Source organism: Zhongshania borealis, from assembly GCF_039539625.1.
Taxonomy (GTDB): Bacteria; Pseudomonadota; Gammaproteobacteria; order Pseudomonadales; family Spongiibacteraceae; genus Spongiibacter; species Spongiibacter borealis.
The window spans coordinates 1,250,605-1,275,857 of sequence record NZ_BAABDM010000001.1 but is presented as its reverse complement, the minus strand read 5'-3'; the positions used below and the strand labels follow the sequence as shown (position 1 = coordinate 1,275,857).

At 50.6% G+C, this 25,253-nt stretch carries 20 protein-coding genes and 1 riboswitch; of the genes, 11 read left to right on the top strand and 9 right to left on the bottom strand.

The window, feature by feature from the left end; translation table 11 throughout:
- Positions 1-10: 10 nt before the first annotated feature.
- From ABD836_RS05980 to ABD836_RS05945, 8 genes are all read left to right on the top strand, one after another.
- A complete protein-coding gene (locus tag ABD836_RS05980) occupies positions 11-1,564 on the top strand; it encodes an acyl-CoA synthetase (RefSeq protein WP_344933378.1) in 1,554 nt (517 codons plus the stop codon).
- Positions 1,565-1,731: 167 nt separating this feature from the next.
- Positions 1,732-2,820 (top strand): efflux RND transporter periplasmic adaptor subunit, encoded by a 1,089-nt coding sequence (locus tag ABD836_RS05975; RefSeq protein ID WP_344933376.1) that lies wholly within the window; start codon positions 1,732-1,734, stop codon positions 2,818-2,820.
- On the top strand, positions 2,817-5,930 hold the full coding sequence (locus tag ABD836_RS05970) for an efflux RND transporter permease subunit (protein WP_344933374.1): 3,114 nt from the start codon (positions 2,817-2,819) through the stop codon (positions 5,928-5,930). Before ABD836_RS05975 ends, ABD836_RS05970 begins: the two co-directional genes overlap by 4 nt.
- Positions 5,931-6,319: 389 nt before the next feature.
- Positions 6,320-7,561 (top strand): winged helix-turn-helix domain-containing protein, encoded by a 1,242-nt coding sequence (locus tag ABD836_RS05965; protein WP_344933371.1) that lies wholly within the window; start codon positions 6,320-6,322, stop codon positions 7,559-7,561.
- Positions 7,558-8,013, top strand: a complete 456-nt coding sequence (locus tag ABD836_RS05960; protein WP_344933369.1) for a DUF1294 domain-containing protein — start codon at positions 7,558-7,560, stop codon at positions 8,011-8,013. The genes ABD836_RS05965 and ABD836_RS05960 overlap by 4 nt, the downstream gene beginning before the upstream one ends.
- A 17-nt stretch (positions 8,014-8,030) precedes the next feature.
- Entirely contained in the window at positions 8,031-8,405 is a 375-nt protein-coding gene (locus tag ABD836_RS05955) for a hypothetical protein (RefSeq protein ID WP_344933367.1), read from the top strand.
- Positions 8,402-8,809, top strand: a complete 408-nt coding sequence (locus ABD836_RS05950; RefSeq protein WP_344933364.1) for a hypothetical protein — start codon at positions 8,402-8,404, stop codon at positions 8,807-8,809. The genes ABD836_RS05955 and ABD836_RS05950 overlap by 4 nt, the downstream gene beginning before the upstream one ends.
- Positions 8,810-8,898: 89 nt before the next feature.
- Positions 8,899-9,939 carry an NAD(P)H-dependent flavin oxidoreductase gene (locus ABD836_RS05945; RefSeq protein ID WP_344933361.1) on the top strand — a complete coding sequence of 347 codons (1,041 nt, stop codon included), beginning with the start codon at positions 8,899-8,901 and terminating at the stop codon, positions 9,937-9,939.
- 480 nt (positions 9,940-10,419) lie between these two features.
- Here the strand turns inward: ABD836_RS05945 and ABD836_RS05940 are convergent, their stop codons facing one another.
- Genes ABD836_RS05940 through doeB2 form a run of 4 tightly spaced genes read right to left on the bottom strand, consistent with a single transcriptional unit; the run spans position 10,420 to position 15,599 of the window.
- Complete coding sequence (locus tag ABD836_RS05940; protein WP_344933359.1) at positions 10,420-11,781, bottom strand: NAD-dependent succinate-semialdehyde dehydrogenase; 1,362 nt, start codon at positions 11,779-11,781, stop codon at positions 10,420-10,422.
- Between the two features lie 60 nt (positions 11,782-11,841).
- Positions 11,842-13,113 carry an ectoine hydrolase gene (gene doeA, locus ABD836_RS05935; protein WP_344933356.1) on the bottom strand — a complete coding sequence of 424 codons (1,272 nt, stop codon included), beginning with the start codon at positions 13,111-13,113 and terminating at the stop codon, positions 11,842-11,844.
- A complete protein-coding gene (locus ABD836_RS05930; RefSeq protein WP_344933354.1) occupies positions 13,110-14,348 on the bottom strand; it encodes an aspartate aminotransferase family protein in 1,239 nt (412 codons plus the stop codon). The genes doeA and ABD836_RS05930 overlap by 4 nt, the downstream gene beginning before the upstream one ends.
- A gap of 54 nt (positions 14,349-14,402) precedes the next feature.
- Positions 14,403-15,599, bottom strand: a complete 1,197-nt coding sequence (doeB2, locus tag ABD836_RS05925) for a N(2)-acetyl-L-2,4-diaminobutanoate deacetylase DoeB2 (protein ID WP_344933351.1) — start codon at positions 15,597-15,599, stop codon at positions 14,403-14,405.
- A gap of 385 nt (positions 15,600-15,984) precedes the next feature.
- Between doeB2 and ggpS the strand changes: the two genes are divergently transcribed.
- The 3 genes from ggpS (at position 15,985) to gloA2 (ending at position 20,232) form a co-directional block, all read left to right on the top strand.
- A complete protein-coding gene (ggpS, locus tag ABD836_RS05920) occupies positions 15,985-18,261 on the top strand; it encodes a glucosylglycerol-phosphate synthase (RefSeq protein ID WP_344933349.1) in 2,277 nt (758 codons plus the stop codon).
- A gap of 96 nt (positions 18,262-18,357) precedes the next feature.
- Entirely contained in the window at positions 18,358-19,800 is a 1,443-nt protein-coding gene (gene gtfA / locus ABD836_RS05915; protein ID WP_344933347.1) for a sucrose phosphorylase, read from the top strand.
- Between the two features lie 39 nt (positions 19,801-19,839).
- Positions 19,840-20,232 (top strand): SMU1112c/YaeR family gloxylase I-like metalloprotein, encoded by a 393-nt coding sequence (gene gloA2, locus ABD836_RS05910; RefSeq protein WP_344933345.1) that lies wholly within the window; start codon positions 19,840-19,842, stop codon positions 20,230-20,232.
- 6 nt (positions 20,233-20,238) lie between these two features.
- Here the strand turns inward: gloA2 and ABD836_RS05905 are convergent, their stop codons facing one another.
- From ABD836_RS05905 to ABD836_RS05885, 5 genes are all read right to left on the bottom strand, one after another.
- Complete coding sequence (locus ABD836_RS05905) at positions 20,239-21,126, bottom strand: phosphotransferase (protein ID WP_344933343.1); 888 nt, start codon at positions 21,124-21,126, stop codon at positions 20,239-20,241.
- The gene (gene pnuC, locus ABD836_RS05900) at positions 21,107-21,739 is read right to left on the bottom strand and encodes a nicotinamide riboside transporter PnuC (protein WP_344933340.1); all 633 of its coding nucleotides are present in this window, start codon (positions 21,737-21,739) and stop codon (positions 21,107-21,109) included. The genes ABD836_RS05905 and pnuC overlap by 20 nt, the downstream gene beginning before the upstream one ends.
- The gene (locus tag ABD836_RS05895; protein ID WP_344933337.1) at positions 21,732-21,995 is read right to left on the bottom strand and encodes a YkoF family thiamine/hydroxymethylpyrimidine-binding protein; all 264 of its coding nucleotides are present in this window, start codon (positions 21,993-21,995) and stop codon (positions 21,732-21,734) included. Before ABD836_RS05895 ends, pnuC begins: the two co-directional genes overlap by 8 nt.
- A gap of 60 nt (positions 21,996-22,055) precedes the next feature.
- A complete protein-coding gene (locus ABD836_RS05890; protein WP_344933335.1) occupies positions 22,056-24,218 on the bottom strand; it encodes a TonB-dependent receptor in 2,163 nt (720 codons plus the stop codon).
- Positions 24,219-24,269: 51 nt separating this feature from the next.
- Positions 24,270-24,377: riboswitch (TPP riboswitch) on the bottom strand.
- Between the two features lie 104 nt (positions 24,378-24,481).
- The gene (locus ABD836_RS05885; RefSeq protein WP_344933332.1) at positions 24,482-25,225 is read right to left on the bottom strand and encodes a class I SAM-dependent DNA methyltransferase; all 744 of its coding nucleotides are present in this window, start codon (positions 25,223-25,225) and stop codon (positions 24,482-24,484) included.
- Positions 25,226-25,253: the final 28 nt, after the last annotated feature.

Sequence of the window (25,253 nt, the reverse complement as noted above, 5' to 3'; positions counted from 1 at the left end):
GGAGAGCGTCATGAAGATGTTTAACAACATCAATGACCACACGTCCTACCACGCCAAACGGCGTGGTGAGGTGATGATGGTCAGCGATAATATTAAGACTTTGAGTTACGCAGAGGCGTGGGATCATATTAATGCGATCGCCGCCCATATGCAGGCAGAAGGCATTAGCAAGGGCGACAGAGTCGCAATTCTGGCAAAAAACTCCGTCGACAATATCTGTATTTTCCTTGCTTGCGCCCGTATTGGCGCAGTTGCAGTGGGGCTTAATTATCGCCTGACGCTCTCTGAGCTCGATTTTATCTCCAGCAATGCTGGGGCAAAATTCCTGTTTATGGACCAAGAGTTTAATAGCCTGCGTGGCGATTACCTCAATAGTATTAATTGCGTATGCCTTGATAGCGACGAAAGCGCGCCGATTTTAGCCGAGTGGCTGGCAACGCCAGCGAGCTTGACTGAGGTCGAGGTCAATGGCGACGATATTCTTTTCCAAATGTACACCAGTGGTACGACCGGTTTGCCAAAAGGCGTATTGATCAGCCACGGCAATGTACTGGCTAATTCTTACCAGGCGCCGCTGAGCACCGGTATTGGCTTTAGAGAAGGGGATCGCGCGCTTGTGATCGCACCTTCATTTCACGCTGTTGGTTTGGTTGGTGCTTTACTAGGGGTGATCTACGGTTGTTCCCTTATTATTCATCGCGACTACGATCCGGTGGGCATGGTTGAAACATTGGCCAAAGAGCACATTAATTCAGTTGCCGTTATTCCAGTGATGCTGCAATTCTCATTGGCGATGGTGCCGAATATTAAGGACTACGATTTCTCGGAGCTGCACACCATTAATTATGGTGCCTCACCGATTTCAGAAACTTTGTTAAAAGAATGCATCGACGCCTTTGGTTGTGATTTTGTGCAGGGCTACGGCCAAACCGAAGCGACCATGGCGCTGACCTTCCTCACCGCCTCGGATCATCGCAAGGCCCTGGCTGGTCAGCCAGAATTGCTGCGCTCATGTGGTCGCGCGGTGTTTGGCTCGGAGATTAAAATTGTTGGCAACGACGGCCAAGAACTCGCCGTGGGCGAAATCGGTGAAATCGTCGCCAAGGGTCCTCAGATTATGCAGGGCTACTGGAAAAACCCTGAGGCTACGGCCAAGACAGTGGTCGATGGTTGGCTGCATACCGGCGATGCCGGTCGTATGGATGAAGATGGCTATATCTACATTCAAGACCGTGTCAAAGACATGATTATTTCTGGCGGTGAGAATATCTACCCTGCAGAAATTGAAAACCATCTTGTGTCGCACCCGCAAATTCAAGACGCCTCGGTTATCGGTGTGCCCGATGCCAAATGGGGTGAAGTGCCTCTAGCCGTGCTGGTTTCGGGTGGTCAGCCAGAATTGAGCGCGGAGGAACTGACTGAATTCTGTCGCGAAAAACTGGCCGGTTACAAGATTCCGCGCAAGGTAGAATACCTTGCGGCCTTGCCTCGTAACCCCACCGGTAAAGTCCTTAAAAAAGACATCCGGGTAATGATGGCCGAAAAATACCCGCCAATTAGCTAATCAGCTCAGCCGCCACAATCCGGATAGGATTCAGTGGCGGCTAGCTAGCTCCTCGCTCTACGTCTCCTCGGCATTTACGACATAATGTTAATACTTTGTAACCTAGGCCATTCACTGCTGAGTATGTTCTAAACTCCTCGTATTAATGGAATTTAGGATACGCTCTAATGCTGCATCGCGCCTTGGGGGCCATAGTTGTTTTACTGGCTATCCTCGTCTCTGCCTGTGAACAAGTTGAACCTGCTGCAACGCTGGCTCGCGAAGTAACTGAACTGCAAGTGAGTACTAAAACTCTGCAAGCCAGCGACTGGCAACTTCAGTTCACCGCCTACGGTCATTTTGAATCCACGGAGGAGGTGACCATCAGTGTCGACTTTTCGGGCACGGTAGAGAAAGTGCTGTTTCGCGATGGACAGAACGTTCGCGCGGGGGACTTACTCATTGAGCTCGACGACCAAAAGCAGCAACTTAGAGTCAGGCAGTCGCAGGCCAGCTTGCTGAAGGCGCGCACTGAACTTGAAAAATCGCGAACTACCTTCTTTCGTTATCGAGACTTGATGACAACCGGTGCGCTGTCGCGTGAGCAACTCAAACAGGGCGAATCGGATTATGAGCGGGCCCGCGCCTCGGTAGAAGAGGCCGAAGCGGCCTTGGCGCTAGCGGAGCAAGACCTGCGTGAAACGCGCATTATCAGCCCAGTTGATGGGGTGGTCGAACAACGCTTGGTTGAGTTAGGACAAACCGTAATGCCGGGCAACCCCTTAGCCATTGTGCAAGTGGCCGATACCCTGCGAGTGGTTACCTATGTGAGTGAGCGCGAGGTCAATCAATTGCGTCTTGGCGACGAAGCCAGCGTATCGTCGCCCGCTGTCCCCGGTAAATTGATGAGTGCGCGGGTAGAGCTCGTGAGTTCGGCTGCCGACCTCGAAACCGGAAATTTCACCGTTAAACTTACGGTCAGCAATACTCAGCGACTATTACGGCCAGGTATGTCGGCGCAGGTGAATATGCGGGGTATTGTCCGCAAAGACGTCTTGGTGGTGGATAAAAAATATTTAGTCGATCGCAATCGGCGCCGGGTAATTTTTATCTATCGCGATGGTGTCGCACGGGAAGTTGAACCCAGTTTTGGCGCAGGAGTGGGTGATCAGTTGCCGGTATTAGCGGGATTGAGTGCTGGCGACGAATTAATTGTGAGCCATTTAGATTCACTGGTCGACGGCCGTGTATTGAGCGTGAGCGGAGTTCAAAAGTGAAGGCGCTGATCAGTTTTTTTGCTGGGCGGGCTTTGCTGGTAAACCTGCTGGTAGGCATGGTGTTTTTGGGTGGTATCGTCGCCACGCGATCCCAAGTATTTAGTAGCTATCCCTCGCTAGACATGGGTGTGTTTATTGTCACTACCGGGTGGCCCGGCGCGAGTGTTGAAGACGTTGAGCTATCGTTAACCGTACCGCTAGAGGAAGAAATTCTCGAGATTGAAGGTGTTGATGTACTGCGTTCGGCTAGCATGGAAGGAGTGTCGAATATTCTGGTGCAATCGAGCCCCAGTAACAATCGTGAACAAAACCTCAGTTTTCGCAACGATCTGCAAATGGCGGTTGATCGGGCTTATCAACGTATGCCCACCGACGTGCCAGAAAAGCCAGATTTATATGCCGAGAATCCAGATAGCACACCCGTTATGGAAATTCTCATTCACGGCAATGTCGACGAAGATGTATTACGGCGAACAGCGCGCCGTCTGCAGGTCGATGTACGGCAAATTTCGGGCGTGGTTGGCTCCAACCGCAATGGCTATCGCCGCAAGGAAGTAAAAATATTACTTAATCCCCAGCGCCTACAGCAATTGGGAATTGATCCAGACGAAATTGCGACTGCGATACGTGGGCGCAATGTGCGGGACTCAGGAGGTTCATTAGAATCGACCACCTCGGAGCGCGATGTGGTGACGGTAGGGCAGTTCCATGAACCCCATGAAGTCGAAGATGTAATAGTGCGCGTTGTCGGCAGGGATAATTTTTTGCGGGTGAAAGATGTTGCCCAAGTTGTTGTCGACTACGAAGACTGGCAAGTCCAGGCATTGGCCAATGGCGAGCCGGGTATCAGTATTCTCGTTAAAAAGGCCGGTAATGCGAACGGCCTGGCGGTCGCCAATGATTTACGTGTCTTTGTTCAGGAGCAGCAAGCTCTCGTGCCCGCCGGTGTTGAATTTAGCACCTTCAATGACACCACCCGCTATGCGCGTAACTTATTAGAAATGTTAACCAGTAATGCCCTCGTGGGGATGGGTTTGGTGTTCATTACCCTAATGGCATTCTTTCCGTTTCGGTTTACGATTTGGGTGGTGGTTGGTATTCCCACCGCGATAATGCTGACTTTTATCGCAATGCCCATGCTAAATATTTCAATGAACCAACTGAGTATTTCTGGGCTAATTTTAATGCTCGGCGTACTTGTCGATGACGCGATCGTGATCGCCGAAAGTATTTTTAGAGAAGCCGAGCGCGGCAAATCGCCGTTACAGGCGGCTATTGACGGCACCACGGCAATGGCGGCGCCGGTTATTACGAGCTCGGCGACCACCGTCTTGGCGTTTATGCCCTTGGTGTTTTTGTCAGGCACCGAAGGTAAGTTTTTATGGATGTTGCCAGCAGTGGTGGTGCTGGTATTACTGGCGTCGCTGCTTGAGTGCAAGTTCATGCTGCCCGCGCATATTGCCCATGCTCTAGAAAGTGCGCACGCTAAAGAGGGACAGTCCTTGTCACGGCGTTGGTTTGAACCTGTGGAGCGAGCGTATGAATGGATAATGGGGCACATGTTTCGTCACCGCGTGATAAGTTTTTTATTCATAAGCCTCGTCGCAAGTTTGGCTTCTGTGTATAGCGCTCATCGCTTGTCGCTTGATCTTTATCCTGACGGCGATACCGACGCCATATCCGTAAAAATAGAAATGCCCTTGGGCAGTTCGTTTGAGCGTACCCGCGAACGCCTGTGGCTATTAGAGCGGGATATGCGGGAGGTGGTAGGCGCCGATTTACTGGCAAGTAAAATAACCGTTGGCCATCACGACTTGGTGAACATGTCTGGGGTCACCGACGGTCGCCAGGATTCTTGGGGTTTGGTCGACATATACCTAAAGCCGCAATCGACACTAACGCGTGATTCGCTCCATATTATTGATGACATGCGCGCCTTTGCCGACACGCAAGCGGATTTATTGATGATTAGGGTGGTGCCTGTCGAGAACTCACCGCCAACCGGCGAGGCGGTCGAGCTTGATATTGTTGGTAATGCCGATGATCGCTATTTAGTGTCCGATCAGATTGTGCACGAGCTTGAACAGATTCCTGGTGTTAGCCGTGTCTGGACGTCTTATAAACCTGGTAAAGACGTTATCGATCTGCAGCTCAAACACGAATTATTGGCAAATTACGGGCTTACCGTTAGCGATGTGACTCAAGCAGTGCGGGTCGCCTTTGACGGAATGCTGGTTGAGGAAATGCAAACTGTCGATGAGCGCATTCGCTTTCGTCTGCAGTATCGTCAGCCGGAGCAAGGGCAGCTCGATACGCTTTACGGTCTTAGCCTCATTAATAGTCGCGGCCAAACGGTATTGCTGCGCAGTGTCGCTGAATTTGAAACAAGGCCCGCGCAGGCGACCTTGTTCCACTACTTTGGCGAGCGCACCGTTACGGTCTACGCCGAAATTAATAAGGCCGAGCTCTCTGTGGCTGAGGTGAATCAAACACTGCAAGAGGCGATTACCGCCATGCAAATACGCGAGCGTTTCCCGCAGGTTAAAATCATTGTTGGTGGTGAAGCCGACCGGCAGCAAGACGCGGTTGGAAATATTGGCAGTGCGGCGCTTATCGCTGGTGTTGGGATTCTCCTGCTTTTGGTTTTGTTGTTTAACTCGGTAACGCAGCCGCTTTTGATTCTCTTTGTGATTCCCCTCGGTATTTTGGGAGTGATGTTTGCCTTTGCGGTACAAAACATTGCTATGAGTTTGTCGGCCTTGGTTGGAATCACCGGCCTAACGGGGATACTGGTTAACGACTCACTGATTATGATTGACCAGCTTAACCGAGCACGTAGCGAGGGCGTTTTACAGCGCGAAGCCTTGGTTCAAACGGCTCGCACACGGTTACGGCCAACCTTTATTACTACGGTGACAACAGTTGCCGGTTTGTTTCCAGTGGCTTATGGGCTGTTTGGCACAAACGCGACGATTGGCCCCATTGCGATGGTGATGCTGTGGGGTGTGATTGTGGGCAGTATTATTACTTTGTTTTACTTGCCCAGTCTCTACGCCATAGAGCAGGATTTAAAACAATTCTTTCAGGCAAAGAAATCATCGCAAGCTTAAACAGCGGATTTCCCGAGAGTCATAGCACTAAATAGAATGCCAGCGACTTGCTGTCCAAAGCGAGTTGCTGGCATTCTGTTTTATTGCTAGTAGAATTCAATCACCGCAGGGCTGCGTGAATAGCGAGGCATAGGTCGACAGGGAGAAAAGACATGCGAGTAAAACTGCTGATTATATTTGCTTTATTCATAGCCGGGTGTAGCAACCAAGCTGCCTATGAAAATATTCAAATGAATAAGCGTAACGCCTGTTTAGCGCTACCGCCGTCGCAATATGACCAATGTATGGCGGAAGCCAGTACCTCCTTTGATGACTATGAACATACCCGAAAAGAAGCCACCAGTGAGTAAGCCTGTCCGTATTAAATTTGCAGCAAGCCAAGGCTCACAATGATCATCATAAAAGGTGCTCATGATCTCAAACGTATACGCCGCATGGCCTTGGACGCCCAAGGTCTGCTGCAAGCCCAGCCGTATGGGCGTGGTTTGGCCGGCGCACGAGCGGCAATTCGGCACCTAGGCTATGTGCAAATCGATACCATCTCGGTAGTCGAGCGTGCGCACCATCATGTTTTGCATTCGCGGGTTCCTAACTTTACCCCGGTCATGAACAATCAAATGCTATTAGACCGGGATATCTTTGAGTATTGGACGCACGCGGCGGCGTTTATACCCATTAATGATTTTCGATTTTCCCTGCCTTACAAACACGCGATTAAAAGCGGTCAAACGCACTGGTTTAAAACACCAGACAAAAAACTAATGAAGGAATTGTTGGTCCGCATTGCGAGCGATGGCCCGCTAAGGTCACGAGATCTGGAAGCCATTACCACTAAACGTGCGGGCTGGTGGGACTGGAAACCGGCCAAAAAAGCCTTGGAACAACTGTATATGCAGGGCGATCTTATGGTCAGAAATCGTGAGGGATTTCAGAAAACTTACGATCTAACTGAGCGTGTACTGCCAGCGCAGGTAAATACAGCAATGCCAAGCACCGAGGAATTTGCTGCCCATATGCTCGACCAACAGCTGCGCTGCCACGGTCTTGCGTCACTCAAAGGCTTGAGTTATTTGCGCCGTGATAAGACACTGCGTGCCGCGATAAAAACCTTGGTCGATGAGCGCGTGGCGCAGGGTAGTTTAGAGCAGTTGCAGCTGAGCAGCGGCGAGGTATTTATTGCCGAGGCGGGCGCATTGGAGCGGCCTTTGCCCAGACTGAGCAAGCGCCTATTGATTCTCTCGCCATTCGACAACTGCGTGATACAGCGCGAGCGTCTAAAAGTGTTGTTCGAATACGACTATCAAATAGAATGTTATGTGCCCGAAGCCAAACGTAAATACGGCTATTTTAGCTTGCCGCTGCTTTACCGTGATCAATTCATCGGCCGCATGGACTGTAAGGCCCACCGTAAGGAACGCCATCTAGAGATCAAATCACTGCACTTCGAAAATCACGGCTTTGATGAGGAACTCGTTAATGCCACCTTTATCGACGCCGTTAGCCAGTTTAAGCAGTTTCAAAACTGCGACACCGTGGCCTTAATCGACGTTTATCCAAGAAATTTAGACCATAATTTACAGCGCGCATTCACTTCGCTGGACATGAATATGCAAAAAGCGAACACGCTATGAAAATCGATTACTATCCGATTATCCTACTCGTTGCGGGCCTGTTGTACTCCTACTGGTCTGGCTACACTCCCGTGTTTATTGGGCTGGTCTATGGTATTGCCAGTATTGTGTCGTTCGCTTTATATGCCAAAGACAAAAAAGCGGCAAAAACCGGCGCTTGGCGAGTGCAGGAAAATACCCTGCATTTTTCGGCCTTAGTGGGTGGTTGGCCCGGCGCGATTATCGGGCAGCAACAACTTCGTCATAAAACCCAGAAAGTGAGCTTTCGTATTGTTTTTGCTATTACAGTATTGCTTAACATTGGCCTGCTTGGGTGGCTCCATACTCCCAATATCGCGCCAAAACTGCGCTACTATATCTATAAAACCGAGAGCTGGGCGGTTAAGCAATTTGGTATAAACACCGGCACTAGGATTTTACTGGAACTCACAAAATTCCATCGATTGCAGTAATGCTGGGAGAAGCAGCGATGCTAGATCATGTTATATCAGCCATTCTCGTCATTGTTGGGGTAATTAATTTTGTCCCTGTCGCTGGGGTGTTGTCATCGGCGGCCTTGGCAAAGGCTTACGGGATCGATCCGCCGACCGGCGATGTTCTTGTGCTACTTCGTCACCGTGCGGTTTTGTTTGGTATTGTCGGAGGATTCATTATCACCTCGGCATTTCTAACATATTTGCAGGGAGCGGCCGTTGTTATGGCCTACGTGAGTATGCTCAGCTACGTGCAGCTGGCGTGGAATGCAGGAAACGAACTTCTTAGCATAAAAAAGATTGATGTTGTGGCAATTCTGCTTCTGAGCATTGTGCCGGTACTGTGGATGATGACCGAGATTAGGGCGTGATGAATACTGTACCGCTTTTTATTGGCCTTGGGCTTGGTGGCGCCATTGCGCTGTTTGCCCGGCAAATGCGTTTTGATCAGGACCGCAGCTTTTATCCGACGGTACTCATAGTGATTGCCAGTTACTATGTTTTGTTTGCGGTGATGTCTGGCGCGCCGATTGTTGTCGAGCTTGTTGTTGCGGGCATTTTTTCGGCCTTGGCAATTGCTGGTGCTCGCTACCGAGTGCCTTTGGCGGGATGGGGAATACTGCTTCACGGTATATTTGATTTTACCCGCGTGGGCTTAATTGGCGATGGTGGCGCACCACTGTGGTGGCCTGCATTTTGTGGCGGTATCGACGTGGTTTTGGGACTATGGTTGCTGGCACCATCGTACTTGAGTAAACCTGACGTTCGGGCGTAGCTCGTGCAATACCTCGCCATAGCCCCGCTAGCAAACACGGTTATCTAGCAAAGCATATACCTGTTGGCAATTTTTGAGTAAGAGACCTGATGAGCATAAAAGACCTACTCGGCGTTGACTTGCCGATTATTCAAGCGCCAATGGCGGGGGTGCAGACTCACGAGCTTGCTGTTGCTGTATGTAATGCTGGCGGCCTCGGCTCGCTGCCCTGCGCCATGCTCAGTGCAGACGCTTTGCATGCGGAATTAAGCGCGCTTACCGCCAAGACCAGCAAACCCTATAACGTGAATTTCTTCTGTCACTTGGCGCCAGAACCCAGTGTAGAGCGAGAGCAAAAATGGCGGCGAGCGTTGGCACCGTATTTTGATGAGCTCGGTCTTGATGTAAATGCCATACCCGAAGGTGTAGGCCGCAGACCTTTTAGCGCCGAAGCTGCCGAGGTTTTAGAAACCTTTAAACCGCCAGTGGTGAGCTTTCATTTCGGTTTACCCAAACCTGAATTCATGGCGCGAATACGCGGCTGGGGTGGGAAAATTATTTCAACGGCTACCACGGTTGACGAAGCGCGCTGGCTGCAAACCCATGGCGCGGATGCCATCATCGCTCAGGGAGTGGAGGCGGGCGGGCATCGCGGTTACTTTCTGTCGAGGGACCTTAATACCCAGTGCGGGACTTTAGCGCTGCTTCCGGAAATCCTCAGGGCGGTGAACATTCCAGTGATTGCAGCTGGTGGTATTGCCGACTACAAAGGCGTTGAAACAGTTATTAATCTTGGCGCAATTGCGGCCCAAATTGGCACTGCCTATCTATTATGCACCGAGGCCGCCACCAGCGTAGTTCACCGCGCAGCCCTGCAAAGCGATGCAGCCCAGGTTACCGCATTGACTAATTTATTCAGCGGCGGTGCTGCGCGGGGCATCGTAAATCGCCTAATGCGGGAGCTTGGTCCGCTAAGTGCCGCTGCCCCAGAATTCCCGCTGGCGGGAACGGCGATAGCGCCCTTGCGTGCGAAGGCGGAAAGAGCAGACAGCGGTGATTTCTCGCCCCTATGGGCGGGACAGAATGTTAGCGGCTGTAAGGCTGTGTCGGCTATGCAGCTTACGCGGGAGTTGGTGGGTGTTGGGCACTAGCCTTGGTTTTCACGTAAAGTATTTTGATATTTTTAATTCAATGTAGCGGGTGAAGTTATTAAATTAGCGCGAGTATTTCTAATTGTAATATTGGCTCTTGGATCCTATGTTGCCATTTGCATTTATAACAATGGGGAAACCTTAAAGGTAATGTCCGGAGTAATTGAAAAGTGCGAAATTCTTGGGGGAAGAAAATCCGATAGCATTTCGCATGCGACGATAAAAATGGAATCAGGACGTTATATTATTTCCAGCATATCTGACTGCAGAGTAGATCTGGGGGTCAATGTTTCCGTTAAACGTGGTGCCTTGTATTTCAATTCAGTATACGTTGCAGAAAAAATATAGGGCGGTTCAATGATAAAGGGGCGAGCTATTAGGAACAGTTATAGCTTGCCCCTTTTACGTTTAAAGGACTGCAAGTGATCGTTGCCCGAACGATCAGTAAAGTAATTAAGTAATGATAGTTGCTGATCTAATTCACTTCACCCAAACCTGCTTCGTATTCACAAACTCACGAATACCATGTGGCCCCAATTCTCGGCCATAACCAGAGCCTTTGATCCCGCCACTGGGCAGGCGTGCGTCGGTTTTAACAATGCCGTTTATTGCGACCTGGCCTGCCTCTAAGCGGTTGGCGATGCTGGTTGCCAGTTTGGCGTCGCTGGTCCATACCGCGGCGCCTAAGCCGTAAGGCGTTTCGTTTGCGAGTTGCACAGCTTCTTCGACATCCGCGGCGCGGATTACGACCATCACGGGGCCGAAGGTTTCCTCTTTAAAGGCGCACATACTCTCTGTTACGTCGATAAGTAAAGTGGGCGGATAAAAGAAACCGGGGCCATCGCTGAGCTCGCCGCCGAGTAGGCATTTGGCGCCAGCGCTAATGGTCTCTGTAACTTGGCGGTGAAGGTTTTTGCGCAAGTCGTCGCGGGCAATGGGCCCGACTTGGGTGTCTGCTAGCAGTGGATCGCCTACTTTAAAGTTAGCCATTCGGCTTTGCAGTTTTTCGACGAAACTATCGTATACCGCGTCTTCAACAATAATACGTTTTGCGGCAATACAGGACTGGCCGGCATTGATCATGCGCGACAGGGTGGCGACGTCGGCGGCAGTTTCTAAGTCGGCATCCGCGAGCACAATACAGGGGTCTGAGCCGCCGAGTTCAAGCACAGTGGGTTTGATTTCTGAGCCGGCAATACTGGCGACGATTCGGCCGGCATTGCCGGAGCCGGTGAAGGAAACCGCGGCAATGCGGGGGTCGCGAATGGCGGTTTCGATGGTGGCATTGTCTATTGCGACATTCACCACAATATTCTCTGGGGCGCCGGCATCGGTAAAGGCCTTCGCAATCGCGGCGGCGCAGGCGGGTACATTGGGATCGTGCTTCATTACGCAAGTATTGCCTGCCATAAGTGCGGGTGCGAGGTAGCGAAAGGCCAGCCACAGCGGGGCGTTCCATGGCAGTATGCCGAGTAGGGTGCCCAGTGGTGGATGGCACACATAGCTAATGCTGGCGTCTGAGGGCAGGGTTTGCGGGGCTAAGTACTCGGCGGCGTGCTCGGCGTAGTACTCAGCGCAAGCCGCGGCTTTTTCAACTTCTGGACCACCTTCGCGAATCGGTTTGCCCATTTCTAACGCCATGAGTTCGGCGAGATTGTCTTTTTGCAGGCGCAATTCTGCGGCTACCGCTTTAAGCACTTTGCCGCGCTCTTCAATACTGGTGGACTGCCATTGATCCGCGGCGCGAAAGGCGTCGCCGATTTTCTCGTGCAGTTCGCTGCTGTTTAAGGTGGGGTATTCGGCTATGACTTGTCCGGTACATGGGTTTGTCGTTGTTAGCATGGCTGCCTCGATATTGCGTCGGCCTCAGCGGCTTGCGCGCGCTGGCGCCGATTGGGTGAATTACTCGCTGCTTTTTACTTTGGTCTTGGTGCCATCTTTAATGGCGTCGGCCTTTTCCTGTTTGTTTTTGCGTGCCTCATTGAGTTCGACTAAAGCTGGTTCGGCCTGTGCGGGTTTTACTGTGAAGTCGCGGTCCATGGTGAAAAAGGATTCGCAGCCATTATCAGTAATGTAGATGGTGTCGGAGATTCCACAGGTTTTGTCGCCGTCTACGCCCCACATCCACGGAATGATGTGGAAGGTCATGCCGGGTTGTAGCACGGTCGATTCGCCTTGCTTAAGGCTGACGATATAGCCTTCGTCCCAACTGGGCGGGAAAGCGATACCAATTGAGTACCCAGAGCGAGTGATGAGCCGGGCGCCAACGTCGTTCTCAGAAATAATATTGCGCACCAGATTATCGGCATCGGATACGGTCATGCCCGGTTGCACTTTGTCGTGAACGGCGTTTAGAGCATGCTTCATTCGCTCTTGGGCGTGGTGCATGGAGTTGCTGAGTTCGCCTAAGACTACGGTGCGCATCATGGCGGTGTGGTAGCGGCGATAGCAGCCCCCGACCTCCAAGAATACGTGCTCACCGGGTAGTACGGTGCGGCCTTCCCACGTGGCATGGCCGATCATTGAGCGCGGTCCAGAGGTCACGTAGGGCATGACCGCGGGTGGTTCGCCGCCCGCGCGGAACATAGCCGCACTAATGGCGGCGCCTATTTCATTTTCAGTGACGCCCGCTTGGCAGGCGTCGATACCCGCTTGCATACCGGCCTCAGTTGCAAGTGCGGCTTTGCGCATGAGCTCAATTTCTGCCGGTGATTTACAAATGCGGCCTTGCTCAACAATACCAAAGCAGTCGAGTAACTTCGCTTCGGTTAGCGTGGTGTGAATGCGGTCTTGTTGGTAGGCCGGGAAAAAATAGCTATTACGCTCGTAACCTATGCGTTTATTGGCGAGGCCAAATTCACGTAAGGCATCTACCAGCATTTGGATGGCATCGCCGGTGTCGGGGTAGGGGCGGGTGCGCTCTACCCAAGTGCGGGCGATGATATTGGACTCCTCCATCGCGCGGGTAATCATAAAGGGCTCGTCGTCTAGCGGCACCACTAGGGCCTGAAAGAACGAGTAGCCGGTGGTTTGGTAGTCAGTGAGGTACATGATGTTTTCTGGATCAGAAATCACCACGGCGTCGAGTCGACGGTCGGCAATGCGCAGTCGCAGTGCCGCTAGTCTGCTTTGGTACTCCTCAAAGGAGAAGGTCATATCGTCGCGTTGGATCATGCGGTGGCCTCCATAACTTTGCTGGTATTGCTAATGAGAATGTCGAGTCCTTGCTGTAGGTCGTCATTGGGTATAGTCAACGGTGGAATTAATTTAACCACTCGGCCGCCGGTGCCGCAGCTGGCGATGAGCAATCCGTCAGCAAAACAGCCGTCGACTATAGCTTTGGCTTGTTCGCCGCTGCCCACGTCTAAGCCCAGGATCATGCTTCGGCCGCGGACTTCTATTGCTTTAAATCGTTTTTCCAGCGGCGCTAGGGCTTCGGCCATGACGTCGGCTTTTTTGGCCACCTCGGTCATTAATTTATCGTCTTCAAAGTAGCTGAGGGCTTCGCTCCCTGCGACAAACGACAGAGACTGGCCCCGAAAGGTGCCGGTGTGTTCACCAGGAGACCAATGCTTGTCGATTTCGGGCTTCACAAGATTGAGTGCCATGGGTGTACCCATACCGCCAACGCCCTTGGCTAGGCAGACGACATCGGGTTCGATACCCATCTCGTCAAAACTAAAGTAGCTGCCAGTGCGGCCACAGCCCACTTGAATGTCGTCAATAATAAGCAGGGCACCCACGTCTTTTGCGAGCTTGGCCAAGGCTTGTAGCCATTCTTTGCTGGCAACATTTACCCCGCCTTCAGCCTGTATGGTTTCAACTAAGAAAGCTGCCGGTGCAGCGATGCCGCTAGACGCATCGGCGTAATACGCAGCTAACTGGCTCAGGTATTCTGTACAGTTAAATTTGTGGTGGGAGACGTGATTGAGTGGCACCCCAGCTGCGTTGCGGAAATAGCCATTGGCCGTGCAAGCTAGCGACCCCAAGGTCATACCGTGAAAACCGTGGGTAAAGGCGGCGATCTCTTGGCGACCGGTAGCGCGCCGAGCAATTTTTAATGCGGCTTCCACCGCATTGGTGCCGGTTGGCCCCATAAACTGCATCTTGTGATCCATGTTGCGGGGTTCAAGCACAGTTTTAACAAAGCGTTCCATAAACGCGCGCTTAGCCGTGGAATGCATGTCTAGGGTGTGGGTAACACCGTCGGATTCCAGGTAGTTAATCATGGCTTTTTTCATGCGCGGATTATTGTGGCCAAAGTTTAAAACCCCCGCGCCGGCAAAAAAGTCGATGTATTGTTTACCGTCCTCGTCGGTTTGGCGGGCATTTACGGCTTTGTCGAATACCACTGGGTATACTCGGCAATAGGCGCGGATGTCTGATTCACGTTGCTCAAAAATACTCATGCGTACTCCTTCTTGGACATAAAGTGCGTCGATAAGCTGACGTTTGCTATTTACCTAGATGGTTTGTGCAGGTTTTTCGGGCGTCGTCACGCCACACAGTTGAGAAAATAAATTGCTTACTAGAGGAATTAAGCGGTCGTTAAAGTCGTAGTGGGGGCTGTGGCAGGGCACCTGATGGTGTTGGTCGCCATCATCTGCGCCAATGAGCGCAAATGCGCCGGGAATTTCCCGCAGGTAATAACTAAAATCTTCAGAGGCCATAATTGGCGTGCGGGTGTTTAAGTCGATGGCATCGGCGCCGTAGCTGTCTTGCCAAAGTTGCCGAACATTTTGGGCTTGAGCTGGGTGATTGATGGTAGCGTGATAGCGCGGTGTAATATCAACGTGACATTCTACGCCGTAGCTGTGCGCGGTGTGGTGGCTGATCTCGGTGATCAACGCGTTGATTTGCTCGCGATTTTCTTGATCCGGCATTCTAATACTGCCTCCTAAGACCGCTTGCTGGGGAATGATAGTCGAGCCGCTTTCGGCAAGAAATGAGGTTACGCTAACAACCGCTGCCTGCTGTGGCGCTAAACGACGGCTAATTATTTGCTGCAGCGCTAAAGTAATCGCGCTGGCGGCCAGAACAGGGTCTCGACACAGCTCCGGTTGGCTGGCGTGGCCGCCTTTGCCGGTAACGGTAATGGTAAAGGTGCCGTTACCACACATGATTATGTCGCCTGGGCAAACTAGCTTCCCAAAGGGAATCGCTGGCCAGTTGTGCCATCCGTAAATTTCGTCGATGCCGTCGAGCGCGCCTTCGTTAATCATTTCTCTTGCGCCGTGTCCGCCTTCTTCTGCTGGTTGGAATAGTAATGTGACAGGGCCAGTGAGGCTTCGTTCATTGTGTTTTAGCCAGCGGGCGGTCGCTAGCAAAGTGGCGGTGTGGCCGTCGTGACCACAGGCATGCATACAGCCAGACTGGGTAGACGACCAGTCGCGGCCGGTTTGCTCAACAATGGGAAGAGCGTCGATATCGCCGCGTAGGGCGATATGTTTGGTACTTGGGTTCGCGATTGCGGCGCCAGGCTGCAGGGTAGCGATGGTACCGGTGCCGGCACATTGGCGCCATGTTATGCCTAGCTGGTTTAGCGTACTTCGCACTGTTTCAGCGGTGCGAACCTCTTGCCAGCTCGGCTCGGGGTGGGCGTGTAAATCGCGGCGCAGGGTCTGTGCGGCGGCGATTGTGTTCAACCAATAATCAGACATCACGTTTTTACTGTGGCATAGCTTTTGCGTTGTAGCAATTCTTCATTCCATGTTTTTTTGAAATTATTCGGCGGTCCACATTGGTGCAATTCGGAATTATGCAATGCTTGCTTGGTTTGGTTTTTCAAAAAATAAATTATTTAATAAAATTCAAATTATTTTTAAAACTGCTTACAGGCCTGCGTGTCGGTGTTATTAGCTTGTATTAAGAATGTTGGTACATTCTTATCGGCACAGAATCTGCATGCTCAATGAACTGCAAAGTAAATACCACTACCAACTCTTCAATTACTCGGTAGTGTAGTATGTCGGTGTTATGAATTTTTTATAACAGCACCCGGAGTCTGGTGGGAGCTGGGCTCTGCGTTCAAACGCAGGTGATTTAATGCTATTAGCAACAGATTTAGACGGTACTTTCCTCGCTGGCGACAATGATCAGCGTCTTAAACTCTATCAATTAATTGCGGCGCATCCTGAGATTAAACTGGCCTTTGTTACTGGTCGCGGCCTCGAGTCGGTATTGCCATTGCTTTCGGACCCAATGATTCCGGAGCCAGATTATATTATCTGCGATGTGGGCTGCACGGTGGTGGATGGCCGAACACAGCAAGCTATTCAACCCTTGCAAGGCGATATCGATAAACGCTGGCCTGGTGAACATGTGGTTGATCAGGCGGTGGCGCATATTCCTAATTTACAGCGTCAGGATGTTCCTCAGGAGCGCCGTTTCTCTTTTTTCTGCGACGCTACCGCTATAAGTGGTGAGCTTGAAGAAGCCGTGCGCGGCTTAGATTGTGATCTATTGTTCTCTGCGGGATTGTATCTAGATATTTTACCTAAAGGCGTTAATAAGGGCTCAACGCTAAGAGGCTTGGTTGAGCATTTGGGGATAGGTGATGAAAGTGTATTAGTTGCCGGTGATACGCTTAACGACTTGTCGATGTACGAGCACGGCTTTATTGGCGTTTGCGTTGGTGAGTCTGAGCCGGCCTTATTGAAAGGTACTGAAAACCGCGCGCGGGTATATCACGCCGAGCATCCTGGCTGTGGCGGCATTTTGCAGGCGATAGAACACTTTGGCTTTTTGGGCGCGGCGGGTATGGAGGCGGAACAGCGCGACGTACAGGTGCCGGGAAAGTCTGATTTGGTGATTGTCTATCACCGGCTTCCCTATGAAGAGTATCGTGAGAACGGCGAAACCATTCGCCGTAGGCCGACGTCGCCCAACGGTATTATTCCAACCTTGATGAGCTTCTTTGCACAGGGTCGCGCTGGCTCCTGGGTGGCATGGTCGCTGCACGAGGAAAGCGATGGGAAATTTGAAACCCATACCGAAGTCGATACCGCACGTTATCCTAATTTAGTTGCGGCACGAGTCGCCCTAAGTGGCGACGACATGGATATTTTCTATAAGAAATTTTCTAAAGAGGCATTTTGGCCAACACTACATACCTTTTGGGAGCGCGCGACTTTTCGGGAAGACCATTGGCAGGTGTTTCTTGACGTAAATCGGCGTTTTGCCGAGGTCGCCGCTAGCGAAGCTGCCGAAGGCGCCACAGTGTGGATACACGATTATAATCTGTGGATGGTGCCCGCATTTTTACGCGAGATACGGCCCGACGTTGTCATTGCCTTTTTTCATCACACTTACTTTCCGTCGGCGGATGTCTTTAATGTGATCCCGTGGCGCCGCGATATTATTGGTAGCTTATTGCAGTGCGACTACATTGGTTTTCATATACCGCGCCAGAGCGAGAACTTTGTCGATGTTGCCCGCGGAGTTACGCCTTTGGTTGTCACTGAGAAAATGAGCTGTTCACCACGCTTTTTAAGCTACGGATGCGCGGTGGGGCTTGATGAAATGAGCACTGAAATACAGGTGAATGATCGCCGTATTTGTTTGGGGGCACATCCAGTGGGGCTGGATCTTAAACGTGTTGAAGACGCTCTGAGTAATGCAAAAGTGCAACGGCGAATGGTGCAACTTAGAGAAGAACTGCAAGGCACTCGCATGATCTTGTCGGTGGGGCGACTCGATTATACTAAGGGGATATTAGAGCAACTAGAAGCTTATGAACGCCTATTGGAACAGCATCCTGATCTTCACGACAAAGTAACGTTGATGATGGTCTGTGTCCCTGCCGCCAGCGAAATGACCATATACCGCGACTTGCAACAGCAGATTGAGCAAGCGGTAGGGCGCATTAACGGTCGCTTTGCCAAAGTTGGTTGGACGCCTCTGCAGTTTTTCTTCCGAAGTCTGCCTTTTGCAGAGCTGGTGGCGTATTACAGCATGGCCGATGTCATGTGGATTACGCCGCTGCGCGATGGACTGAACTTGGTTGCCAAAGAGTATATTGCCACCCAAGGCATGACCGACGGTGCTGGTGTTTTGGTACTGTCGGAATTTGCAGGCGCGGCGGCAGAGTTGCGCGGCCCTATCTTGGCGAATCCCCATGACCGAAACGAGCTCGTGCAGACCTGCTATTTTGCGTTAAACCTAAATCGCGAAGAAGCCCGTAGCCGTATGCGCGAAGCTTACGATGTGGTTCGCCACAATGATATTAAACTGTGGGGCGATGAGTTTATGGCTGCAGTGGATGTTTGTGGAAAATTAGCGGATCGTGCTGTTCTAAAAGAAGCGGTGCCAGCATTGGCTTAGCGTTTATAACTTGAATTTCTAGTGTTCTCATTACTGCGGTTGTCGGTGGTGTGAAATCGGTTGTTACACACTTCATCCCAAGGCTGGAGCAGAGCTATGGCATTACGTAACGCAGTCCAGATGATTTGTTATCCCAATCGTCTTGGAAATAATCTTAAGGATTTACACACGGTAATAGAACGGCATTTTTCCGATGCCATTGGCGGCGTGCATATTTTGCCGTTTTTCCCCTCGAACGCGGATGCAGGCTTTTCGCCGCTGACGCATAAAGAAGTTGATCCTGAATTTGGTGACTGGGCAGACATTGAGCGTATCTCCGCTAAGTACGATCTGTGTTGCGATGTTACCGTAAACCATATTTCTGATGAGTCTGAAGAGTTCAAAGATTTTATCGCTAAGGGTTACGACTCTGAGTACGCCGATCTTTTTGTGCATGTCGATAAGTTTGGTGAAATTAGCTCAGACGATTTAGCAAAAATTCATATTCGTAAAGAGAAAGAACCTTTTCGGCGGGTGGATTTTGCTAACGGCGGTACCGGACGGGTTTGGTGTACTTTTACTGAACATCAAGTTGACTTGAACTACGAGTCTGAACTGACCTACCAGTTGATGGAAAACTATATAGGTTTTTTAGCCCAGCGCGGCGTTAAGTTGTTCCGGCTAGATGCCTTTGGCTATACCACCAAGCGCATTGGCACTAGTTGCTTTTTGGTGGAGCCAGATGTGTACCGGAATTTGGATTGGATCAACGGCGTTGCCCAGTTACACGGCGCCGAAGTCTTACCCGAGGTGCATGATCACAGCAGTTACCAATATGCGATTAGTCGTCGCAATATGCATCCCTACGGCTTTGCGCTGCCGCCGCTGTTACTTTTTTCATTGCTCGACGCGAATAGTGTTTATTTAAAAAATTGGCTGCGGATGTGTCCGCGTAATATGGTAACGGTACTCGATACCCACGATGGTATTTGCATTCCCGATGTGGAAGGTGTTTTGCCGGACGAAAAAATTCGCGCCTTAATCGACAATATCTCGAGCCGCAGTGCGGACCCCATTCTACGCCGTTCAGCGGCGAATATTCACAGCGTTGGCGCAATTTACCAGTTAACCTGTACGTTCTACGATGCCCTTATGCGCAATGACGAAGCTTATTTGGCTGCGCGCGCGATTCAGTTTTTTACGCCAGGCATTCCTCAAGTTTACTACGTGGGCTTGCTGGCGGGTTGCAATGATAATGAATTGATGGAAGAGACCGGCGAGTTGCGAGACATTAATCGCCACTTTTACACCATGGACGAAATAGATGAGGCCGTCGAACAACCGGTAGTGCAACGGCTGTTAGCCTTGATGCGGTTTAGGAGTCATTATCCCGCCTTTGACGGGCATTTTGAGTTGGGTTATTCCAATAATTCCAGTGTGTCGATGGGGTGGCGACACGGTGAGTATTATTGTCATTTGTTTGTTGATCTAAACTTTAATACCGCGACAATTACTTACCTTGATGAAGAAACATTAGCGGAGTGTCGCCTTCAATGTTGAGCTTTGCTTATTTAGGCATTTAGTTGGAGCGGAGATAAGATGTTTAAGTCGATTCATCATGTCGCGATTATTTGCTCTGACTATGCGGTGTCGAAGCATTTCTATACGCCTATTCTTGGCTTAGAGATTATTGCCGAAAATTATCGCGAGGAACGCGATTCTTACAAGCTCGACCTGCGGCTAGCAAGCGGCGGCCAAGTCGAGCTGTTCTCATTTCCAATGGCGCCACCTCGACCGAGCTACCCCGAAGCCCAAGGTCTACGTCATTTGGCATTTAGTGTAGATTCGGTTGCCGCCGCCGCAGATTACTTAATTTCATGCGGCGTTGACGTTGAGCCAATAAGAGTTGATGAATTTACTTATAAGGCGTTTACCTTTTTTAAAGATCCCGATGGTTTGCCGCTGGAGGTTTATGAGCAGGCTATTGATTAACGGTACTTATTTTCGTTTGCTCTGAGTCTCGTTCGAGATAAAGGCGTTTAAAGCACGAATTTGTGCTGCGATCTCCCGCGCGGTGCTGGCTTGATTCATTGCACCGGCGCAATACTGTACCCCATACCAAAGCACGCATAAGTAGCCATAGATAATTTTCCAGTGATGTAGGCGCTGCCAATCTCGCTGGGCAAGTGGGCGATCGAGGTATTTTGTAAGCAGTGCTTGCTGCTGATCCGCATCTAATTTATTGCCTTCAATGATCACCGCGAGTTCGTAGAATGGATCGCCCATGGCGGCGTATTCCCAATCTATGGCGAAAAGTTCGCCCGCTTTGTTAATGAGGTTCGATGCTAGCAAGTCGTTATGACAGAGTACGTCACCGGTATTCAACGTCATGGCGCTGCTAATGTGCGGCTGTATTTTGGTGCGCAGAATGTTGAATTGTTCGGTAAATTCTGCGTGATCGAGCATGGCGGCTAAGTAATACGCGATCTTATCATCAAGGTTTAATTTGGCTTGAATGCTGGGCAATTGGTGAATACTACGAAGTAAGAGGGCGAGTTGCGCTAGGCTGTTGGGCGTATTTGCTGACCATGTGCTATCGCCGAGATAGCAACTTACCATGTATTGCTGTTGGGGGTCTGTGTACACCAGTGGCGCGCAGAGCCGAGCCTTGTTAGCGTGGTTTAGTGCTTGTGTTTCGGCCTTGCGATTCAGGTTTAGCGCGCCGCTAATAGCGGAATTTTTACGCAGTACCAAAAGCGTATTGTCTGCGTTGATTAAGTAGCTGTGGTTTGTCAGGCCGCCAAGTAGCTGCCGAATGACGGCAGGTTGGGTAGTTGCCCAACGCCGCCAGTCCCCCGGAATAATATTAGCTAGCGACATGCTCATGCTGTTGCTCGCGTTTGTAAATGGCATACCACTGATAAAAGCCGACAATCACCAGTACAACGTAAATCATAAATAATAGCGCGGTGAGGTAGAGTCCGCGATCTAGGTATAGGTAAACTGAGGCAGCGTCGATAACAATCCAGTAGATCCAATTCTCCAACACTTTGCGGGTTACCATATAGGTCGTGATAACGGCGCCCCAGGTGGTGAAGGAGTCCAAGTAGGGCAGCGCGGCCTCGGTATTTTGTGCAAGACCATAGCCAAAGACAAGTGTTAGCACGCCAACAGTGGCGAAGACTATTAGATGGGTTTTGACTGACCAGCAATGAATGGCAAGGTCCTGTTGTTTGTCGGCGTGGTGTCGCCATTGCCACCAGCCATACACGGCCATGAACAAGTAGAAGACTTGCAGGGCAGATTCCATCAGCAAGCTCACATCCCAAAATAAAAATAAGTAAATGGTGGTGCTGATGAATGCGGCATACCAACAGCTGATGTGTTCCTTCATGGCGAGGAGCAAATAGGCCAGGGCTAATATCACGGCAAGGAGCTCCCACAGTGACATGGCGAGTGCGGCGGCTTTAATCGCGCTTACTGTATCGGGGTTAAGCATTGTCTGTAGCCGGGCTTAAGTCGCCATCGATAAACTTACACACGAATATGGCGCGGCCAAATTGCTCGTAGGATTTACGTATTTCTTGTTTGATGACATCCATGACCAAATCATAGTCACCGAATATTTGGGTACTCATGGTGTTGGTTAATATCTGTAATTTTGGATGGGTGTTTAAACGGTCGATAAAATTCTGGATAGCGGGAATGTACTCATCCTTTAAGGGGTACATGCTAATTTCAACTGAAAGATTCATATTGGGGGTCCAATGCGCTATTTGTCTGGAAATAGGGCGGCATTACACCGCCTTGGCGTTTTAGAAGCTGTAGTTAGCAGATATGCCGGCAACTCTAGGTTCGCCGAGTTGGTAATAGGTTTCGGGTACGTAGTTTTTGGCGGGGTCGTTGCCAAAGGCATTGCTAAAATAAAAACCGCGGGTTTGGACGTCGTCATTCGCCAGATTACGCCCCCAGAGTGATACGTCCCAGTTGCTACCTTGGTATGTTAGGCGTGCATTGACCAGCTCATAACTCGCCGATTTTTCATTGTGGCTATTGGAAAAATAGAATTCGTCCTTGCCTTCGACTTCTACGCGCAAGACAAGATTAGCCATAAGCGCGACTTCGCTGCCGATAAAGAATTGGTAATGGGGCGCGTGAGCAACTTCACGGCCATCCATGTCGACTGGCGGTAGCGCTGCGCCAGTATTATCGTCCTTGGCATCGACATGGGTGACGCTGGTGAAGTCCCTAAATTCGGCGCTCAGCCAGCCCGCAGCGGCAAACAGGCGAATGGTATCGCTGGCCAGATAATTCATCTCAAGCTCTAGGCCCGTAGTTTTGCCTTTGGCGGCATTGCTCAGGTAATCGTCGAATGAATAATTATTGGGATCGAAAATCGACTGTTTGGCTTGGACGTCGCTGCGGTCTTGGTAGAATGCTGCTACTTGGGCTTGCAGGCGATTGTCTAGCCAACTGCCTTTGAGGCCCAATTCGTAATTCAGCATATGCTCAGTGTCAAACTCATACATATCTGGCGTAATTTCAGAATTGGTGGTCGATGCAGAAATGATACGGCCGTTCACGCCGCCCGCTTTATAACCACGAGACAAGGTGCCGTAAATTAATGTGTCATTGCTGTACTGGTATTCAAGGGTGATATTGCCGCCCCATAAATTCTCATCGTTGTTTGATTCTACTGCTAAGGAGTCGCTGTAGTCGGCATTGCGTTGTTCAACTCTTAGGCCGCTTACTAAGTCGACGCTTGGGCTCAGCTTGCTGCGTAGTTGGCCGTAGAGGGCATAATTTTCGGTATCAAATTGGCTGGTAAAATTGCCGTTTGGCATAAGATCTTTGGTTTTATTTCTGCTCAGTTCTTCAGTCTCATTACGGAGAAAGGCACCAGCTACCCAGCTGGTGCTGTCATTGAATAAGGAGGATTGCGCTGTGGAAATAAACCGAAAATCTGCACTTATATTGTCTTTGTCACGCTGATAGTTGTCGGCCGAGCTGAATTCATATGGGTGGTAGCCAACGTGAGCCCAGTCTTCATCGTAGCCATACTCGGTGCTTGAATCGGCAATACTGAGCACCGATTCAAGGCTAAAGCGCTGGCTGGCCGACCAATTGGTAACAATAGAGCCCGCCACGGATTCTTGGCTGTCGTGACCTGGTTGGTCAGATAATGTGGTGCGGGTATTGTTTAGTGAAAATGCGTCATAGCCGTTGTCGGCGTTGAGGTATACCAGTGAGAAATCCAACAGCAGGTCGTCGGCGGCTTGGTAGCGGATTTTACCGCGCAAGATCGACTCATCAATATTGTTGACGTCGTCGCGATCTAAAAACCGGTTTTTGATATAGCCATCGCTTTGCTGATTTTGTGTGGCGACACGGTAGCTTAGCTTTTCATTTAGGGGCCCGCTGGCGACAAGGCCAAGTTTGTAGCTATTGTATTGCGCAGCTTCGACTGAGACTCTTAATAATGGTGAGGCTGAGGGTGCTGAACTGCGCATTGTAATGAGGCCAGCAAGGCCATTGGCGCCATATTCGGTCCCTTGTGGGCCGCGCAATACTTCTACTTGGTCTATGTCGAGCGTACTGGCTGCCAAGCCCAAGCCGCTGAAATCCACGCCGTCAATAATAAGTCCAACCGAGGGGCTAATGGGATCGATAAATTGACTGCGTTCGCCAATGCCGCGAATTTGAAAGAAACGGCCCCGGGACGCGCCGGCCGAAAAATTAACATTGGGCGCCATGTTCAAGAGTTGTTCGATATTGCTCGCGCCTCTTGCCGCAATGTTTGACGCATCGAATACGCTAACGCTACTGGCAAGGTTGAGTAGGCTGGTGTCGCGAAATTGGCTGGTGACAATCACTTCTTCGATTTTTAATGCGTCTGCAGCATAAGCGGCGTTACTGGCCATGATAGCAGTAAGACTAATGGCGTAGGCTAAGGTGTGGGGCTTGGCTAGGTGTTTCATGGTTCTCTCTCGGGTGGTGCTGAAGTGAAAGAGACCCGGTGTGCGACGTGAAGAGGATTGTTGACCTATTCCTACGCCGGTATTAACCGGATCAGGTTCAAGGGTTTGCATTGGTGTCTCCAATGGCATCTCAGGCCGTAGCCACCCCTTAGGTTTTGCTGGCGGATAATAACAGAAATACCGCTAAGCTGGAATGTTGTCAGCTTGGCGTCCGCCGCGCGTTCTCGCGATTACATGGGCACTGAAAAGTATATTTTTGCGGCTTATATTTTTACACAGCAAAAAATTGCATTGCCTGATGTTGTGTCCCAAAGAATGAGCTTGTCATAATCATGCTCAAAGATGTGTACTTCGAAATAAGGTTCGAGCAGCGCTTTTAATTCATTAAAACTAACGGCAACCATGGGATGTTCGTCTTGCCAGACCTGCGTGATGTTGTTGGTGGTTTTTTCAATTTTTAAGCGTAGTGACTGCTTATCGCCCTGGCCGTCGTAGCGCCAGCCGGAGCTAAAGCTAAAATGGCTGCCATCTTGTTCGGCGGTATGGCGTACAAATGCGGTGGTATCGATTTTATGTTTGTCGACGCTATTAAAGCAAAAGACCCCGCCGGTGTTCAGCGCGCGGTGGACGCTGACAATGCAAGCTTTTAGCTGATCGATACTGCCGCTGTAGTGAATGGAATACAAAAAGCACGTAATTAAACCCAGCGGGTTATCGACACCAAAATTGCACATGTCCTGCAGGCTGAAGTCGGCGTTGGGGCAGCGCTGTCGGGCAATGTCTAGCATGGGCTGGTTAATATCTAAGCCGCTACTTTGGAAGCCAAAGTCGGCAAAGTGTTGAACATGCGGCCCGGTGCCGCAGGCAAGGTCGAGATGGCTAGCGCGATCGTTGCCGAAGATTTGATGCAGTCTGCGCACGCAATTGCTTTGGGATGTGTAGTCGATGTCGGCACACATTAGGTCGTAGTAGCCGGACAGATCAGTGTATAGGGCGTTCGTGGTCATTTTGAGGGGGTGCTTAGACGTCAGTGTG